Below are 17,155 nucleotides of genomic sequence, written 5' to 3'. Positions count from 1 at the left end.
TACAATAAAATTAATCACAGTACATAAAAATTTGTAAAAATAGTAAAAGGATGCTGAATAAATGAACTTAAGTGAATATATACTTCAACAAGCAGAACTAAATATCAAAGGATTTGTAAGACGAGATACACAACTTAGAATGATAGACAAAATAAAACAAACATTTAGGGATGAAAACTTTTTAGTCATTGAAGCACCAACAGGAACTGGCAAAAGTCTTGCATATCTCATTGCTGCTATTGATTTCATTCACCAAACAAAAGAAAAAGTCATAATTTCAACATCATCAATTAACCTTCAAGAACAACTAATAAAAAAAGATATTAAATCCTTAAAGAAGATTATTCCTTTTAAGATTAAGTTTGGCATAATTAAAGGAATGCGAAATTATATCTGCCTTAGAAGACTCGAAGAACTCAAGAAAAGCCTTTTAACATATACACTAAATAAAAAAAATTTAGAAACATTAACCTACTGGGCAAAAAACACAAAAACAGGAGATAAAGATGAACTTAATTTCATAGATGAACAAATTTGGGAAGAAGTATCAGCAAATCCTGAAACATGCTCAGAAATCACCTGTCCTAATGAGAACAAATGTCTTTTTAAAAAAGCAAGAAATAAAATATTAGAATGCGATATCATTATAACTAATCACCATTTACTCTTAAACGACCTTTATATAAGAAACGAAATATTAATGGAAAAAGAAAATCATGAAAATAATTTTGAAGAAGAAAACATAAATATTAATTTAATATTACCTAGCATAAAAAACATAATAGTTGATGAGGCTCACTATTTAGAAGAAGCTGCAAGAAGCTTATTTAATAAAAATTTTTCAAAAACTGGAATAAAACAAATTTTCATAAAAATAGATAAAATAATTAAACGACAAAATATAAATAACATCTATAAGAAAGATTTTGAAATTTTAACAATACAAAACTTTGAAAACATAGAATACATAATAAACATACAAGAAAAATTACCATCAACTTATAGAATTACCAGTGATACACATAAAACAAACTTTTATATACGTATTAAAACATATCTACAAAATATCATTTATCATCTAGAAAATTATCAAATAACCATAAGATCAATAATACAAAATATAGAAAACAAAACAGCAAAAATAGAACTAAATAGATTAATTAAAAATTTAGATCAAACAAAATTATTAATTCAAAATTTTATATCTGAAAATCAAGATGATAATCTTTGTTTTTGGATAGAAAATAAAAAAAATATCCCTATATTTCAAACATCAGAAATTTATTTAGGTCCAGAACTAAATAAAATCATGTATCAACGAACAAAAAGAATAATTTTTACATCAGCTACTCTTATAATAAATCAATCATTTTCATACTTTTTAAATCAAACGGGGCTAAATTTAAGTAATAAACATATCGAAATGGAAAATTTACCATACCCGTTTCCTTATCAAGAACAATCAATACTTACAATTACATCAGATATTGAAAATCCTAACAATGAAGAAGGATTTTTAAATCAATCAATAAGATATATTAAAGAACTTGTGATATTAAACAAAGGAGGAACCCTAATTCTCCTAACTTCGGTTAAAAGTTTAGAATACATAAGTCAAAACATCAAAGATTTTTTATTTAAAAATGACATAAACATTTTCATACAAGGACAATTACCAAAAAATGAACTTATAAATTCATTCAAAAAATCACCCCAAAAAAGTGTACTTATAGGAATAAAAAATTTTTGGGAAGGAATTGACATTAAAGGAGATCGATTAACAATGATTATCATCCCCAAACTGCCATTTCAAACTCCTTCAGATCCAATCTTAATAGCAAAAAATGAATTGGCTAAAAAAACAAATGAAAATTTTTTTATAAAAGAAACATTACCACAAGCAATAATAAAATTTAAACAAGGATTTGGAAGACTAATTAGAGACTCGAAAGATTATGGAATCATAGTATGTTTTGATAAAAGAATTTACAACAAAACTTATGGTAAATTATTTTTAAAATCATTACCTAAAATCAAAACTTACTACTCAAACTTTACAACTATCAAACATACAATAAATACATTTTTTAAAACAGATCAAAATATTAATCCATAAGGATATTATTTCCTGGGATTTTAGTCTTTCTCACCAAAATGTCTTTGTATCCTGTAGATTTAATGAGCTCAACATTCTTTTGTACATCATCAGCATAAGTAGGAATAAATACTGTAAAAAAAGGTCCATGTGAGTTTACAAAAACATTAAGACCAACTTTTTCAAGAATCTTATAAGCCCTTTGAGCATAATCTTTAGTCTTATAAGAACCAACTTGTATGTAAAAATCTGGCTCTTTATCTGTATTATTTAAAATTTGACCTGCAACTTCAGTATGTTCCTTTCCCACAACAACACCTTTATCTGTTTTTAAATCAACAACATCATTATTAGAATTACTCTTAGGAACATCTTTAACATCAAGATTGTTCTCAGATTTTTGGTTTTCAATATTTTTTATATCAACTTGTTTTAATATTTCAATTTTTACAGGAGCAACACCTATTCCTATAAAATCTAACTTTTCAGCAGCAGATTTTGATAAATCAATTATCCTATCTTTTCTAAAAGGTCCCCTGTCATTAATTCTTACAACAACAGTTCTATTATTAAGTAAATTGGTAACTCTTACAACACTATTAAATGGAAGCTCTTTGTGAGCCGCTGTAAGAGCAGTCATATCAAATTTCTCGCCATTAGCAGTAGTCTTACCATGAAAAGCTTCTCCATACCACGAAGCAAGCCCTACAGTAGCACTATTTAATTGCATAGTAGCAACAATCAAAAATAAAAATATAAATCTCAAGTCAACATACCTAAGACCAAATAAACCTATCATAATTACACATTGTATCATATTGCATATCACAATATAAAGCATAAGACTTATAACACAAAATTAATTAGTTGTCCTAAATTGTTTATTTGCAATTTTTTTGATTTAATAAGTATACTAAGATAACCTTAATAGGTAACATTAATGAAAACAGAAATAATAAAAGAAACTGAAATAGAAAAAGCAGCGAAATTCATTAATTCAGGAGAATTAGTAGTATTTCCCACAGAAACAGTATACGGCATTGGAGCTAATGCATATGATGAGAATGCTATACGAATGCTCTTTATAGTCAAAAAGCGTCCTATTACAAATCCCCTAATAGTACATGTTGAATCAATAGAAAAAATAAAAGAACTTGTAGAATATATACCAGATAGTGCTATGATTTTAATGAACAAATTTACCCCAGGTCCCATAACATTCATATTAAAAAATGCGGGTAAGATATCTAAATTAATAAATGGCGGTCTTGAAAGCATAGCAGTCAGAATACCTTCAGACCCTATAGCTCTCAAATTAATCAAAATGAGCAAAGTTCCAATAGCAGCTCCATCAGCAAATTTATCAAAACGTCCCAGTGCCACTAATTTTGAAATGGCAATAAAGGAACTTAATGGCCTTGTTAAAGGAATCATTAAGAAAAATGGAGTATCAAAAATTGGAATAGAATCAACTGTTATAAGTTTTGACGCTAAAAGCAACGTATCAATATTAAGACCAGGCTCAATAACAAAAGAAATGATAGAGAGAGAACTTAATGGAAACTTTAATGTAGAATATTCATTGGGAAAAAAAATACTCCAATCACCAGGAAATTTATTGGAACATTATAGACCACGCATACCTGTTTATTTATTCAGACAAAAAGATAATATAAGAAAGTATGTATCAAGACAAGATACAAAAATACTCATTATGAAAAATACTTTTAAATCATATTGGTTTAATAGGCTTTGGAATACAAATCACATCTGTATATTTAACACATTAGAAGAATATGCAAAAAATATTTATAAAGTTTTTGTAGAATCTGAGAGAACACATAAACAAATACTTGCTGAATTTGTAGATAATAATCAACTTGGATATTCAATAAATAACAGACTCAAAAAAGCAAGTCTAGACAAATTTATTTCTGAATAAATTTAAATTATTTTTCTAACAATTCCAAATACTTAAGAGCAATAGGATCATTTGGATCATATTCAAGAATGATTTGAAAATATTCTCTAGCCTCTTTTTTACGCTCCATCTTTAAATAAAGAATACCAAGATTTGAAATAATTTTAATATTATCAGGTTCAAGTTTTAATGCTCTAAGTAAATATTCAAGACTCTCATCAAACTTAAGCAACTCCATTAAACAAATTGAAATTTCATTCATAGCATCAACATTATTAGAATCAAAAAATAACACTTTAAGAAAAGCATCTTTTGCCTGCAAGTAAAATCCCTTTCTTCTATACCCCCATCCAAGCAAGAACCAAACATTCCAGGAATCTTTATGATATTCTAATAGTTTAATAAGTTCACAAATAGCTTCATCTTCTTTTGATAAAATTATCAAATCATATATTCTCTCAAGATTTAAAGCTAAATCTTTATGAACCTCTATAACATTTAAAATTTCATTTACCTTATTCTTCAATCCTAAATTACTAGAAATTTTTAAATAATGACTCAGTAATTCTTGAGCCCTATCTAATTTATATTGCTTAACAAAAAAAAAACCAGCATTTGCAAATACATTTTCATTAATACTATCAAGTGTTAATAGTCTTTCATAAATATTTAAAGCATTTTGATTACTGCTAATAGCATCCATATGTTGCTCAAGTCTTAAAAAATTTTCAGCCATTTTTTCATATAATAATGCTAAATTAAAAAGAATAACCTCATTCTCACCTTCAACACCTTTTAATGACAAAAAAATTTCAAGAGCCAAATTATAATCTCCCTCATCAATCTTCGAAAGACCAACATTAATAAGAATATTAATAATATTTGGATTTAAAGCTAATAAAAGCTTCTTATAATAAGGAAAGTTAACATTATTTTGGTCATAAGCAGAAATCTTAAGAATTGCAGACATAATGGATTCAAAACTAAGTTCATCTTGAGAAAAGTGCTCAATATCACTAACCTCAACAGGCAATAATATCTTAGGATCAAATACAAAACCTTTAATCTGATTTGTAAAATTCTCAGGAAGAGAAACATAAACAATATTCTTAAGCATAAATCCTCTAATTAAAATAATCATGTATTAACATTGTATAGTCAAGAGGAATTTTTTCTTCACAAAATGCAACACCTATAGCTAAAACTTTACCATTGGGCGTTTGAATAACACTTAAATTTCTTGCCTGCCCCACAATAGAAACTTTCTTACCTGCAACATCAAAACTCAAAATCAAATCGGTATTACTCTCTTCCAATTTTTCATAATCAAAATAAGATATCAAAAGAGCACCTCCATAAGACATATCTTTAATCAAACATTTATGCTTAATACCATTAACTTCAACAAAAGCTTTATCAGAAGCAAGATTAAGTTTTTTTAAAGACTCTTTATCAATAATAATACGCTCATGAATCCTTTGATTTTGACCAAGCTTTAAATCAAGCAATTTCCCAATTTTAATTAAAATTTCTTCTGGCATAGAAGATATAAATTCTAGCGTCAACAAATTATATTCCTTATCTTGAATGGCATAAGAAGATGTATTTACCAACTTAACAATTAAAGAAGGAATACAAAAAGAATTATCCACAACATTATTGTCATAACTCTTAATATTAATATTGCCTAAATTTCCATTTTGTGCCAAGACGGGTAAAATTTCATCTTGTTGCAAAATAATTTTAATAAAACTCATAGAAATAGAATAAATAACACCAACCACCACATAAGTACCAACCTTTATTTCAACAGAATTTTTAATATTAAGGAAACTATTAATTTCAGTACTCATTTTAATTTCCTTACCTCTATATTTAGCTTCATAATCTTTTATTTTTTTAGAAAAAAACATAAACCTCTCCTTTGAAATCTAACAAACATATTAAAATTGATATTCAGGAACTTTAAAGCAATACAATTCAAAAATTTTAATTTATGCATATACTTTAAAATAATTCTATCCCAAAATATTAGATACAACCAATAGTTCACACTTTATTCAACACACATATAAAGATCAAATCTATTCCAAAAAAGCAACTCTATAAATAAAAATTTCAAAAAAACACTAACATAAAAATAATTCATCATTCAATGTATTAATCTGTAATTCTTATTATTTTTACTGTTTATTTTAAAAAACAACAACACCCACACATAAAGTCCCAATCTTTCCAAATTCTCATAACGAATCAACTTACATTTTAAAAAACTTAAATATCAAAATAACCCATATAAAAAGGCATTATAACAATATTTTTACATTAATAACAACTTGCAAAATGTTAAGTTTATCATATTTTATAGTATAATTACGTTGAAAGACGTTAGAAGGATACAATTTGAAAAGGCTCAATTTTAGCAAAAAAGCTAACATGCTAGTTTATTTTACCTATTTTATTATCAGTTTTTCAATCATTTTTTTATCAATTGCCATAGTTGAAACTATAAATATTCAAAAAGATAAAAATTTTGGAAATATAAACCCTGCTATACCATCAAAACTTTTTGATACCAATGGTAAGCTCATAACACAATTTATATCTGATGAGAACAGAGAATTATTACCTTTAAGAGAAATGCCTAATAATTTAATAAACACACTCTTAATACGCGAAGATCTCAGCTTTTTTTTCCACAGAGGCTTCTCATTAATGGGAATTTTAAGAGCTGCATTTAATATTGTTCTTGGAAGATATTTCTCAGGTGGTAGTACTATAACACAACAATTAGCAAAACTACTCTACACAAATCAAGCAAAAAGATCTATTTTAAGAAAATTAAATGAAGTTTGGTGGGCAATACAGCTTGAAAAAAAATTATCAAAATATGAAATACTTGAAAAATACTTAAATAAAGTCTATTTTGGAAATGGAAATTATGGCGTAGTAGCAGCTTCAAAATTTTTCTTCAATAAAAGTGTTAAAGATATTAACACCGCAGAAGCTGTTTTAATGATTATACAATTGCCAAATGCAAAACTTTATTCACCATTTTACAATCCAAAATTCGCAAAGAAAATACAAAGAGCTGTATTAAATCAAGTAGTATCTCATGGTATTATCACCCCTGAATTAGCTGAATCAGAATTTAATGAATATTGGCAAAATTATGACTGGACTCGTATGGCAGATACACCAGCTATATCTGACAAAGAAGATCATGCTCCTTATTTTTCAGAATATGTAAGACAACGAATAACTAAATACCTCCCATCAGAAGCAAATATATACAAAGATGGATACTCAATATATACAACACTTGATCTTGAAGCACAAAAACATGCAAATGAAATTACACAAGAAATGATTACAAAAGCAAGGAAAATGTATAATTCTACAAAATCATCTGAAACATTAGTAATAAATTCAGAAATAGTACCAATAATTGATACAATATCCGATTTATTTGGCATAAGAAATACTAGAATAAATGGCAGACAATACACAAAATTAAAAACAAGAAAATTTTATGAGGATAATATTGATCTTCTTGCAAGCTTTGCTGCAATTTTAGGCATTGATAAAATAGACAAAGCAACAAGAGCTTACACAATAAACAATAAAACAAATCCAAACTTACTTGTGCAACCAGAAGGTGCATTAATATCACTAGACACCACAACAGGAGCCATAAAAGCAATGGTTGGAGGAAGTGGATATAGAAAGGGAAGCGAATTTAATAGAGCAACTCAAGCAAAAATTCAACCTGGAAGCGCATTTAAAGTTTTATATTTTTCAGCAGCTATTGAATTAAAAAAAATAACAGCTGCAACAATGCTCTCAGATTCTCCTGTAGCCTTTTTTAATCAAGAAGGAGAGGTGTATGCCCCTGAAAATTATGGAGGAAAATGGCGAGGAAATGTCTTAACACGTAAAGCACTCGCTTTATCTCTCAATATTCCCGCCCTTAGAATACTTGATAAATTAGGTTTCGACAATGCAATTAAATATTCGGCTAAATTACTAGGAATCAAAGATCAAAATGAAATAAATAAAATATTCCCCAAAGTATATCCCCTTGCACTTGGAGTCACATCAACATCTCCAATACAAATGGCAAGAGCATTTGCTATTTTAGGAAATAATGGAAAAGAAGTAGAACCATACGGAATTAAATATATAGAAGATAGAAATGGAAAAGTAATAGCAAATGTAGAATCTGAAATACTAACATCAATCAAGAATAAAGGTGCTAATGCGCAAATAGTATCTCCTCAAACTGCTTACATTATGACAGATATGATGAAATCAACAATCCAATATGGCACTCTATCAAATCAAAAATACACAAATCTCAAAAATTTTAAATCCGATATTGTAGGTAAATCAGGAACAACCCAAAACTGGGCCGACGGATGGACAATAGGATATTCACCTTATATAACAACGGCTATATGGGTTGGTTTTGACAAAAAAGGATATTCATTGGGAACTGCAGGCACAGGAACAGCACTAGCTGGCCCTACTTGGGGTAAATTTATGGCAGAATATCATAAAAACTTACCCCAAAAGGTATTTATACGACCCAAAGGAATAATTAATGTACAAGTTCAATCAGAAACAGGTCTATTACCAGAAGGTGTACCTAATGAAACAATAATAAACGAAATATTCATTACAGGAAGCCAACCATTTGAAAAATCAAAATATTATGAAAACAAATCTGAATTTTTAAATAAAATGGAATTCAATATTTATGGCATCGACAACATTAATGACAATGATGAACTAAACTTCGATACTACCGAATTTGAATATCTTACAAACGATTTTTACCAACACAATAAAACAGAAAATGAAAAAATTCCTGAAAATAATACTAATACAATTAATAATGATAAATTTAATGATAATATTAATATGGATATACAAAATGAAGATTTTGAAAATGACAATAAAGAGGAAAACATGGAACATAATACCCAAGATGCTAAAACAGAAGACGACACCAACAACAAAATAATAGATGACAATAACAATATAGATGATAGTACGAATACTACAGATAAGCCAAATAATACAGAACCTCAAAAAAATTCTATTGTAAATGATGAAAAACAAAATAATGAAATTGAACATAAAGATGTCAATGGAGAAAATATACAATTGGATTAATAAAATATGTTAATAGATTTAGAACAAATAAAAATCAAAAAACGAATCAGAAAAAATATAGGAGATACAACAACTCTTAAAGAAAGCATTAAAAAACATGGTCTGATTTATCCTATAATAATAGATAAAAATAAAAACCTAGTGGCAGGTTTTAGAAGATATCAAGTACTAAAAGAACTTGGATATAAAGAGGTCGATGTCAAAGTAATTCCAATAGAAGATAAAAAAAACTTACTTGAAATCGAACTTGATGAAAATAATGTCAGAAAATCATTTACAAAAAGTGAAGCAGAAGAAGGAGAAGAAGAACTCAAAAATTATTCAGAAAAAAACACAATAATAAGATTGATAAAAAAAATAATAATAAAAATCAAAAAAATATTTAAAATAAAAAAACAAAATTAAATTTAAATACGTAAAAAGACTATTGGAGGATGCTTAATGATTCATTATAATGATCTTAATAAGCTTAAAAGTTTTCAAGAATTAAAACAAATGAATCCCGAAAAACTAAAGACAGTATTAAATGAAAATAGAATTAAAGAATATGACATCAAAATAGAAGGGAATCACGTACATTACAACTATGCTACAAAACAAATCAATGAAACTCATTTAAAGTTATTTCAAAATTTAAGCGATGAAGCACATCTAATAGAAAAGTATAAAGAAATCATTAATGGAACACATATTAATCTTAGTGAAAATAGAAAAGTTTTACATCACTTAACAAGAGGACAACTTGGCACAACAGTTATAGATAACAATGAAAATATGCGAGAATTTTTTGAAAGAGAACTTCATAAAATTTTTGAATTTGCAAAAAAAATACAAAATGGAACGATTAAAAATACAAATGGAAAGGCTTTTAAAAATGTCGTACAAATTGGTATTGGAGGTTCAAGTCTTGGGCCAAAAGCACTATACACCACAATTAAAAACTATGCTAAACAAAAAAATTTATGCAAAATGAAAGCATATTTTATTTCAAATGTTGACCCAGATGAAGCAGAAGAGGTTTTAAGTGAAATAAATCTTAAAGAAACTCTATTTATTGTAGTATCAAAAAGTGGAACTACACTAGAAACATCATCTAATATGCAATTCTTAATTAAAAAATTAAAAGATAATGGAATTGAAGAATATAAAAAACAAATTATAATCATTACATCACAAGGAAGCATGTTGGCACTCGAAAAAGGATACCTTGAATACTTTTTGATGCATGATTCAATTGGTGGAAGATTTTCACCAACCTCAGCTGTAGGGCTTACTCTAATAACCCTTTGCTTTACAGAAGATATTACAAAAGAAATATTAAAAGGAGCTCATGAGGTTGACAAACAAGCACTAAACAAAAATGTAAGAGAAAATGCACCCCTTCTAGCATCAATAATCAGTATATATGAAAGCAATATACTAAATTATAGCAGTAACTGTATTATTGCATATTCAAAAGCAATGGAAAATTTTTATCTTCATTTACAACAACTTGAAATGGAAAGCAACGGAAAAAGCGTAAACAGATTTGGAGAACAAATTGACTATAAAACAGTCAGAATAATTTGGGGAGGAATTGGAACAGATGTGCAACATTCATTCTTTCAAATGCTTCATCAAGGAACAGAAATAGTACCAATGGATTTAATAGGATTTAGTCAATCCCAATTAAAACAAGATGTTTCTTTAGAGGGAACATCAAGTAATGATAAACTAAAAGCAAATCTAATAGCCCAAATAATTGCATTTGCTATTGGAAAAGAAAATATCAATCAAAATCAAAGTTTTAAAGGAGAGAGACCTTCTGCATTAATATACTCTAAAGAGCTTACTCCTTATACAATAGGTGCTATACTCTCTCATTACGAAAATAAAGTAATGTTTGAAGGATTTCTACTAAATATAAATTCATTTGATCAAGAAGGAGTTCAATTAGGCAAAATTATTGCTAACAAAATTTTAAAGAACGATAATTCACAAGATAAAATAATTAAATCTTATGATATATTATTTTAAGAAAAAAATGATTATCTTAAATCTATAACTAAGAGGCCAAATCATGAATATGACAATAACATATGTAATATTAAATGTTACAATAATGCTTATATTAATAGGATTTTTATACTTTTTACGCAAAAAACATATCTCTTTTACGAAAAGAATATTAATAGCTCTAGGATTAGGAATAATATTTGGTACACTCATAAAATATTGTTACGAACCAAACTCAACAATAATACAAGAAACTATTCAATGGACTAATATTATAGGAATCGGATATATAAGACTCATTAAAATGATGGTAATACCACTAATACTAGTATCAATAATATCTGCAATAATAAAACTAACAAATAGCCAAGATATTTGGAAAATGAGCTTATCAGTAATATTTATACTCATATTTACAGCAGGAATTGCCGCAATAATTGGAATTTGTATATCTATTTTTTTCAAATTAACAGCAGAAGGACTTCAATCTGGAGTTGATGAAATCATGCAAGGTCAAAAATTAGATCGCAAACTTCAAGTTTTACACCAAACTCCAATGACACAAAAACTATCAGAACTCATTCCGGACAATATATTTGCAGATATGGCAGGAACAAGACCAAACTCAACAATAGGAATAGTAATATTTGCTGCTTTAGTAGGGATTGTTGCTCTAAGAGTTGCCAAAAAAAAACCAGAGTCAATAGATTTTTTTAAACAAATAATATCAACAGCACAAGATTTAACTTTAGGAATAGTAACTTTAATCTTAAAATCAACACCTTATGCCATATTAGCAATGATCACAAAAATATCAGCAACAAGTGATCTTATAAGCATAATGAAACTTGGAAAATTTGCACTTGCATCTTATGTTGCTATAGGTATTACACTCTTAATGCACATGACAATTATTGCATTTAACAGACTAAATCCAATAACTTTTATTAAAAAAGTATGGCCAGTACTAACATTTGCATTTATATCGCGTTCCAGTGCAGCAACAATACCTGTCAATGTAGAAGTGCAAACTAAAAAACTAGGAGTTAGTGAAGGAATTGCAAATCTCTCCAGTGCACTTGGGGCATCTATTGGACAAAATGGTTGCGCAGCACTTCATCCTGCTATGCTAGCAATCATGATTGCACCTACACAAGGAATAAATCCAACAGATCCCTCATTTCTACTACAACTCATAGGAATAATAATAATAACCTCGTTTGGAGTAGCTGGAGCTGGAGGAGGTGCAACAATATCATCCTTAATGGTTCTCTCATCAATGAATCTACCTGTTTCACTAGTTGGCTTATTCATTTCCATCGAACCTTTAATCGATATGGGACGAACATCTGTTAATGTCAGTGATTCAATGGTTGCAGGGGTCATAACAGCCAAAAATCTTAATCAATTAGACAAAAACATTTATAATAATCAAAATACTAAATAAAAGGTAATTCTTATGAAAATAATAATTATTGGAGGAACTGCAGCAGGAACAAGCGCTGCAGCAAAAGCAAAACGAATAAACAAAGAATTAAATATAGTTATTTATGAAAAAACAAATACCACATCCTTTGGTGCTTGTGGACTACCTTATTTCATTGGAAAATTTTTTGACGAACCAAACAATATGATAGCCAGGACACCTGAGCAATTTAAACAGAATGGAATATCAGTATTTACTAAACACGAAGTCATTAAAGTAGATATCAAAAATAACATTATCCAAGTAAAAAACCTTCAAACACAAGAAATATTCAATGATACCTATGATAAATTGATGATTGCAACTGGAGGAAACCCTATAATTCCACCAATTAACAATATTAAACTAAAAAATTTTTATACTTTAAGAAATATGCAAGATGGCAAGGAAATCAGAGAACTCTTAAACCAACAAGAAATAAAAAACATAATAATAATTGGGGCTGGATATATTGGAATTGAAATGGTAGAAGCTACTAAAGCACGAGAAAAAAATGTCAGAATTATCCAATTGGATAAACGAATACTAACAGAATCATTTGACAAAGAAATCACAAATATAATGGAAGAAGAGCTTATAAAAAATAATGTTTTACTTCACACAAATGAATTTGTAACAAGTTTAATAGGAAAAGACAAAGTTGAAGGAATTATTACAAACAAATCTGAATACAAAGCAGATCTTGTAATACTCTCTACAGGCATCAAGCCAGCAACTGAATTTTTAGAAGGTCAACTTGATACATTAAAAAACGGTGCAATAATTGTAAACGAATACGGTGAAACCAGTGCAAAAAATATTTTTGCTGCAGGAGATTGTGCCACAATATATAACATTATAAGCAATCAAAATGATTATATTCCTCTTGCAACAACAGCCAATAAATTGGGAAAAATCATTGGTGAAAACCTAGCAGGAAAACGAGTACCTTTTAAAGGCACATTGGGATCTGCATCTATTAAAGTTTTATCACTCGAAGCAGCTAGATCTGGTCTTACTGAAGAGATGGCATTAAAACTTGGGCTCCAATATAAAACAGTATTTATCAAAGACAAAAACCATACAAACTATTATCCCAATCAAGAAGATTTATATATTAAGCTAATATATAATCAAGATACAAAAGAAATTCTTGGTGCACAAATAATTGGAAAAAATGGAGCTGCACTAAGAATGCACGCATTATCCCTTGCTATTTATTCAAAACTTAAAATAAATGAACTTGGAATGATGGATTTTGCATATTCTCCACCATTCTCCAAAACTTGGGATGCATTAAATATTGCTGGTAATGCAGCAAAATAAATAAAAAAACTTAAATTACTTTTTAGTCAATTTTTCATACTAAATGGCTGACCAGTGCTTGCAAGAACATCCCTCCAGAAAGAACCATTCACATTAACTTCATTCCTAGCAATGACAGCCATTCTGATGGGAACATGCACAAATTTTGTACTCCACAAACTAATTAATAATTTCGTTTTACCAGCCATAGCAGCATGAACAGCATTTGAACCAAGACGAGCACAATAGAGAGAATCACTAGCATTAGCTGGAGAACTTCTAATAATATAACTAGGATCAATATATTTAAGATTAACAGGAATATCTTTAGATTTAAAATATTCATTGATTTTATCTTTAATATAAAGTCCAATATCCTCATACAGTAAATTACCAGAATCATCTTTCTTTCTAATACCAGGATCAAAATATTTTTGTCCTGCTCCTTCTGCTATCAATATAACTGCATGAGGAATTTCATCCATACTTTCTTTTTTTAAAAGCCGTCTCTCAAGATGTGCAAGAAGTCCATTTGGTCCCTCAATATCAAAATCTAATTCTGGTATTAAACAAAAATTAACATCATTAGAAGATAGAGCAGTATAAGCAGCAATAAACCCAGAATCTCTACCCATCACTTTAACAAGACCTATTCCATTATAAGCACTATTTGCCTCAAAATGCGCACCAGCAACAGCAGCAACTGATTGTTCTACAGCCGTTTCAAATCCAAAAGATTTTTGAACAAACATAAAATCATTATCTACCGTTTTAGGAATACCTATAACAGCAACTTTTAAATTTCGTCTCTCTATCTCTTCAGCAATTAAAATAGAACCCTTTTGTGTACCATCTCCACCAATATTAAAAAGCATATTAATACCCATTCTCTCTAAAGTATCAACTATTTCAACAGGTCGAATTCCTCCTCTTGATGAACCAAGTATTGTACCACCAAGCTGATTAATATCATTAACCACATCAGGATTTAAATCAACAAAACTTAAATTAGACTCTGACAAAAGTCCTTTATATCCAAACTTAACGCCATAAATATTATATACTCCATATACATTCCATAAAGTTCTAACAATTGAACGAATCACATCATTAAAACCTGGACAGAGACCCCCACAAGTAGTAATTGCGGCTTTAACATGTTTTGGGACAAAATAAATTTTACGTCTAGGTCCAGCCTTTTCTAAAAAAACATCCTCATATTGATTCCAACTCTCTTCATTTTTATAAACATTAAATCTAATCTTACTCTCTTCAGAAGTAAAATGAACATGACTCTCATTAGCATAAAAATTAATTAAAGGATTATCATATTTACATTCTCCTAGGTTTTCTATATTAAAACCCAAATTTTGATTCTTAAGCCTATACATTAAATTACCCCTCCTTCAAGTATTATTATAATCTAATTATTTCCTAATAAATTGACTTTGATCCTTAATCATATCGTATATATCATCATAAATATAAGGTGAACCTTCAACAGGTGATTTAATTAAATTACACGCAATAAATTCAAAATATTTATTAAGTTTCGAATTTCTATCAAAATCAACAAATGGAATTCTATTATTAACAGATGCTCTAAAACTTTTTGCAAAGGGAATAAAACCAATAAATTCAACTGGTATATTGATATTATTTTTAACAACATTTATTAAATTTTCACACATAGCTATTTCTTCGCTAGACTCTATTCTATTTAATACAACTCTAGGATAAAAACTATTCATCATCTTTTTGACCTTAAGTGAAGAACTTAAAGATATAACTTCAATACCTAAAACTAAATCTTTAAATTTAACGTTTGTACCTTCTATTTTATTTTTAAAAAAATTACTAATATATTCTCGTTCAGGACTTTTTGGAGGAAAACCTAAATATAGAAGTCTATAGAGAGCATTTTTTAAAAAAGAATAAGCATTAAGAATTGAAGGAGTTTCTGGAACAGTAATGATTACGCCACTATAAGATGATAAATAAAAATCCACTGTATTATAAGACGTACCTGACCCTAAATCTATAAAAACGAAATCAGCAACAAGTTCTCTTTGAATAGAATCTATTATTCTCTTCTTGATAGAAAAAGGTATATTGGCTGTACCCGTATAAAGAGCATCTCCTGGAACCAAATAAAGCTTTTTATAAGGAGTTTTAAGAACTAAACTTGAAAAATCTTTTTCTTGTTTATTAATAAAAGAACCTATGCCAACACCAGTATTCTTAACACCTAAACAAGTATGCAGATTAGAACCTCCAAGGTCAAGATCAACAAGTATCACAGTCTTACCTAAACGTGCAAGTTTATAACCAATATTAGCAACAAAAGATGTTTTCCCAACACCTCCCTTTCCACTTGCAACAGGAATAATTTTAGTCATCTTAAAATCCTATTAATTATTTTTCTTATCCTTATTAAAATTTTTCATAAAATCAAAAAATTTTAAAAAGCCTAATTTTTTAGAACTTTCCTTATAAGCAGCATCTTCTGTTTTAGAAACTGATATTAAATCCTTAATCAAATCTTTATTATTTGTAAAATTTTCAATCTTATCAGGTTTGCCACAAATCACAATTTTATCATCCTTTAAGAAAAAATAATCTCCATCCACAAGTTCATATCTAGAATTACTTAAATTTCTAACAGCAATAACAGTAATACCCTTCTCACTTCTCAAATCAGCCTCAAGTAAAGTTTTACCTACGTATTCTTTTGGAATAATTGTCTCAGCAACAATAATATCATGCCCAACAATACTATATGTTGAAAGATTAGGAGATACCAACAATGGAGTCAATCTTCGAGCAGCATCCTTGCTTGGAAATATAATTCTTGTAGCACCAAGAGTTTTTAATATTTCAGCATCATCCCCATCTTCAGTCTTAACACATATTTCCTTCACACCTAAAAGATTACAATAATGAGTAACAAGAGCACTTTTCCCAAGATCATTATCAAAATCAATAATAACAGCATCAGTATCTACAGGAATAATTTTTTTTAATGCATTCTTAGTAAACTGATCTAAAATAAAACTTTCTGTAGCAATTACATCATATTCTTCAACCAATTCTTTTGAAGTATCAACAATAATTATTTGACAATCAAGCTTACTTAAATTTTCAAGAATATGAATTCCCAAATTACTAAGACCAATAATAACAAATGTTTTCACTT

Annotated in this window: 13 protein-coding genes; 7 read left to right on the top strand and 6 right to left on the bottom strand. The window is 28.3% G+C overall.

Annotated features, from left to right (window positions below):
* The first annotated feature begins 61 nt into the window (after positions 1-61).
* Complete coding sequence (locus U880_RS0104740) at positions 62-2,116, top strand: ATP-dependent DNA helicase (RefSeq protein WP_024654987.1); 2,055 nt, start codon at positions 62-64, stop codon at positions 2,114-2,116.
* Here the strand turns inward: U880_RS0104740 and U880_RS0104735 are convergent.
* Complete coding sequence (locus U880_RS0104735) at positions 2,106-2,936, bottom strand: septal ring lytic transglycosylase RlpA family protein (protein WP_024654986.1); 831 nt, start codon at positions 2,934-2,936, stop codon at positions 2,106-2,108. The two genes, U880_RS0104740 and U880_RS0104735, sit on opposite strands and share 11 nt — an antisense overlap.
* Positions 2,937-3,035: 99 nt before the next feature.
* Between U880_RS0104735 and U880_RS0104730 the strand changes: the two genes are divergently transcribed.
* Positions 3,036-4,037 carry an L-threonylcarbamoyladenylate synthase gene (locus U880_RS0104730; RefSeq protein ID WP_024654985.1) on the top strand — a complete coding sequence of 334 codons (1,002 nt, stop codon included), beginning with the start codon at positions 3,036-3,038 and terminating at the stop codon, positions 4,035-4,037.
* 7 nt (positions 4,038-4,044) lie between these two features.
* On the opposite strand, the gene U880_RS0104725 is transcribed toward U880_RS0104730, so the two are convergent.
* Both U880_RS0104725 and plzA read right to left on the bottom strand, forming a co-directional pair.
* Positions 4,045-5,133: a tetratricopeptide repeat protein gene (locus U880_RS0104725; protein WP_235048009.1), complete on the bottom strand. Its 1,089-nt coding sequence runs from the start codon at positions 5,131-5,133 to the stop codon at positions 4,045-4,047.
* Positions 5,134-5,140: 7 nt separating this feature from the next.
* Positions 5,141-5,929: a c-di-GMP-binding receptor PlzA gene (gene plzA, locus U880_RS0104720; RefSeq protein ID WP_024654983.1), complete on the bottom strand. Its 789-nt coding sequence runs from the start codon at positions 5,927-5,929 to the stop codon at positions 5,141-5,143.
* Between the two features lie 523 nt (positions 5,930-6,452).
* Between plzA and U880_RS0104715 the strand changes: the two genes are divergently transcribed.
* From U880_RS0104715 to U880_RS0104695, 5 genes are read left to right on the top strand one after another with little or no spacing between them, the layout of a single operon-like run.
* On the top strand, positions 6,453-9,194 hold the full coding sequence (locus U880_RS0104715; protein ID WP_200862214.1) for a penicillin-binding protein 1A: 2,742 nt from the start codon (positions 6,453-6,455) through the stop codon (positions 9,192-9,194).
* Between the two features lie 6 nt (positions 9,195-9,200).
* Positions 9,201-9,599, top strand: coding sequence for a ParB N-terminal domain-containing protein (locus tag U880_RS0104710; protein ID WP_024654981.1), 399 nt, complete (start codon positions 9,201-9,203; stop codon positions 9,597-9,599).
* A gap of 36 nt (positions 9,600-9,635) precedes the next feature.
* Positions 9,636-11,210 (top strand): glucose-6-phosphate isomerase, encoded by a 1,575-nt coding sequence (locus tag U880_RS0104705; protein WP_024654980.1) that lies wholly within the window; start codon positions 9,636-9,638, stop codon positions 11,208-11,210.
* A gap of 43 nt (positions 11,211-11,253) precedes the next feature.
* Positions 11,254-12,636, top strand: coding sequence for an L-cystine transporter (locus tag U880_RS0104700; RefSeq protein WP_024654979.1), 1,383 nt, complete (start codon positions 11,254-11,256; stop codon positions 12,634-12,636).
* A gap of 12 nt (positions 12,637-12,648) precedes the next feature.
* A complete protein-coding gene (locus tag U880_RS0104695) occupies positions 12,649-13,980 on the top strand; it encodes a CoA-disulfide reductase (RefSeq protein WP_024654978.1) in 1,332 nt (443 codons plus the stop codon).
* A gap of 26 nt (positions 13,981-14,006) precedes the next feature.
* On the opposite strand, the gene U880_RS0104690 is transcribed toward U880_RS0104695, so the two are convergent.
* Genes U880_RS0104690 through U880_RS0104680 form a run of 3 tightly spaced genes read right to left on the bottom strand, consistent with a single transcriptional unit; the run spans position 14,007 to position 17,153 of the window.
* Complete coding sequence (locus U880_RS0104690; RefSeq protein WP_024654977.1) at positions 14,007-15,350, bottom strand: ATP-dependent 6-phosphofructokinase; 1,344 nt, start codon at positions 15,348-15,350, stop codon at positions 14,007-14,009.
* Positions 15,351-15,386: 36 nt separating this feature from the next.
* A complete protein-coding gene (locus tag U880_RS0104685) occupies positions 15,387-16,358 on the bottom strand; it encodes a nucleotide-binding protein (RefSeq protein WP_024654976.1) in 972 nt (323 codons plus the stop codon).
* Between the two features lie 12 nt (positions 16,359-16,370).
* Positions 16,371-17,153: a potassium channel family protein gene (locus U880_RS0104680; protein WP_024654975.1), complete on the bottom strand. Its 783-nt coding sequence runs from the start codon at positions 17,151-17,153 to the stop codon at positions 16,371-16,373.
* Positions 17,154-17,155: the final 2 nt, after the last annotated feature.

Origin of the sequence: Borrelia hispanica CRI, assembly GCF_000500065.1 — a bacterium.
In the GTDB taxonomy this organism is placed as follows: domain Bacteria; phylum Spirochaetota; class Spirochaetia; order Borreliales; family Borreliaceae; genus Borrelia; species Borrelia hispanica.
This window is presented reverse-complemented; position numbering and strand designations above follow the sequence as displayed.

Bases quoted from the DNA above. Each gene is read 5' to 3' on its own strand.
- plzA (WP_024654983.1), bottom strand. From the start codon at position 5,929: ATGTTTTTTTCTAAAAAAATAAAAGATTATGAAGCTAAATATAGAGGT.
- U880_RS0104715 (WP_200862214.1), top strand. From the start codon at position 6,453: ATGCTAGTTTATTTTACCTATTTTATTATCAGTTTTTCAATCATTTTT.
- U880_RS0104740 (WP_024654987.1), top strand. From the start codon at position 62: ATGAACTTAAGTGAATATATACTTCAACAAGCAGAACTAAATATCAAA.
- U880_RS0104735 (WP_024654986.1), bottom strand. From the start codon at position 2,936: ATGCTTTATATTGTGATATGCAATATGATACAATGTGTAATTATGATA.
- U880_RS0104705 (WP_024654980.1), top strand. From the start codon at position 9,636: ATGATTCATTATAATGATCTTAATAAGCTTAAAAGTTTTCAAGAATTA.
- U880_RS0104685 (WP_024654976.1), bottom strand. From the start codon at position 16,358: ATGACTAAAATTATTCCTGTTGCAAGTGGAAAGGGAGGTGTTGGGAAA.
- U880_RS0104690 (WP_024654977.1), bottom strand. From the start codon at position 15,350: ATGTATAGGCTTAAGAATCAAAATTTGGGTTTTAATATAGAAAACCTA.
- U880_RS0104730 (WP_024654985.1), top strand. From the start codon at position 3,036: ATGAAAACAGAAATAATAAAAGAAACTGAAATAGAAAAAGCAGCGAAA.
- U880_RS0104725 (WP_235048009.1), bottom strand. From the start codon at position 5,133: ATGCTTAAGAATATTGTTTATGTTTCTCTTCCTGAGAATTTTACAAAT.
- U880_RS0104695 (WP_024654978.1), top strand. From the start codon at position 12,649: ATGAAAATAATAATTATTGGAGGAACTGCAGCAGGAACAAGCGCTGCA.
- U880_RS0104710 (WP_024654981.1), top strand. From the start codon at position 9,201: ATGTTAATAGATTTAGAACAAATAAAAATCAAAAAACGAATCAGAAAA.
- U880_RS0104700 (WP_024654979.1), top strand. From the start codon at position 11,254: ATGAATATGACAATAACATATGTAATATTAAATGTTACAATAATGCTT.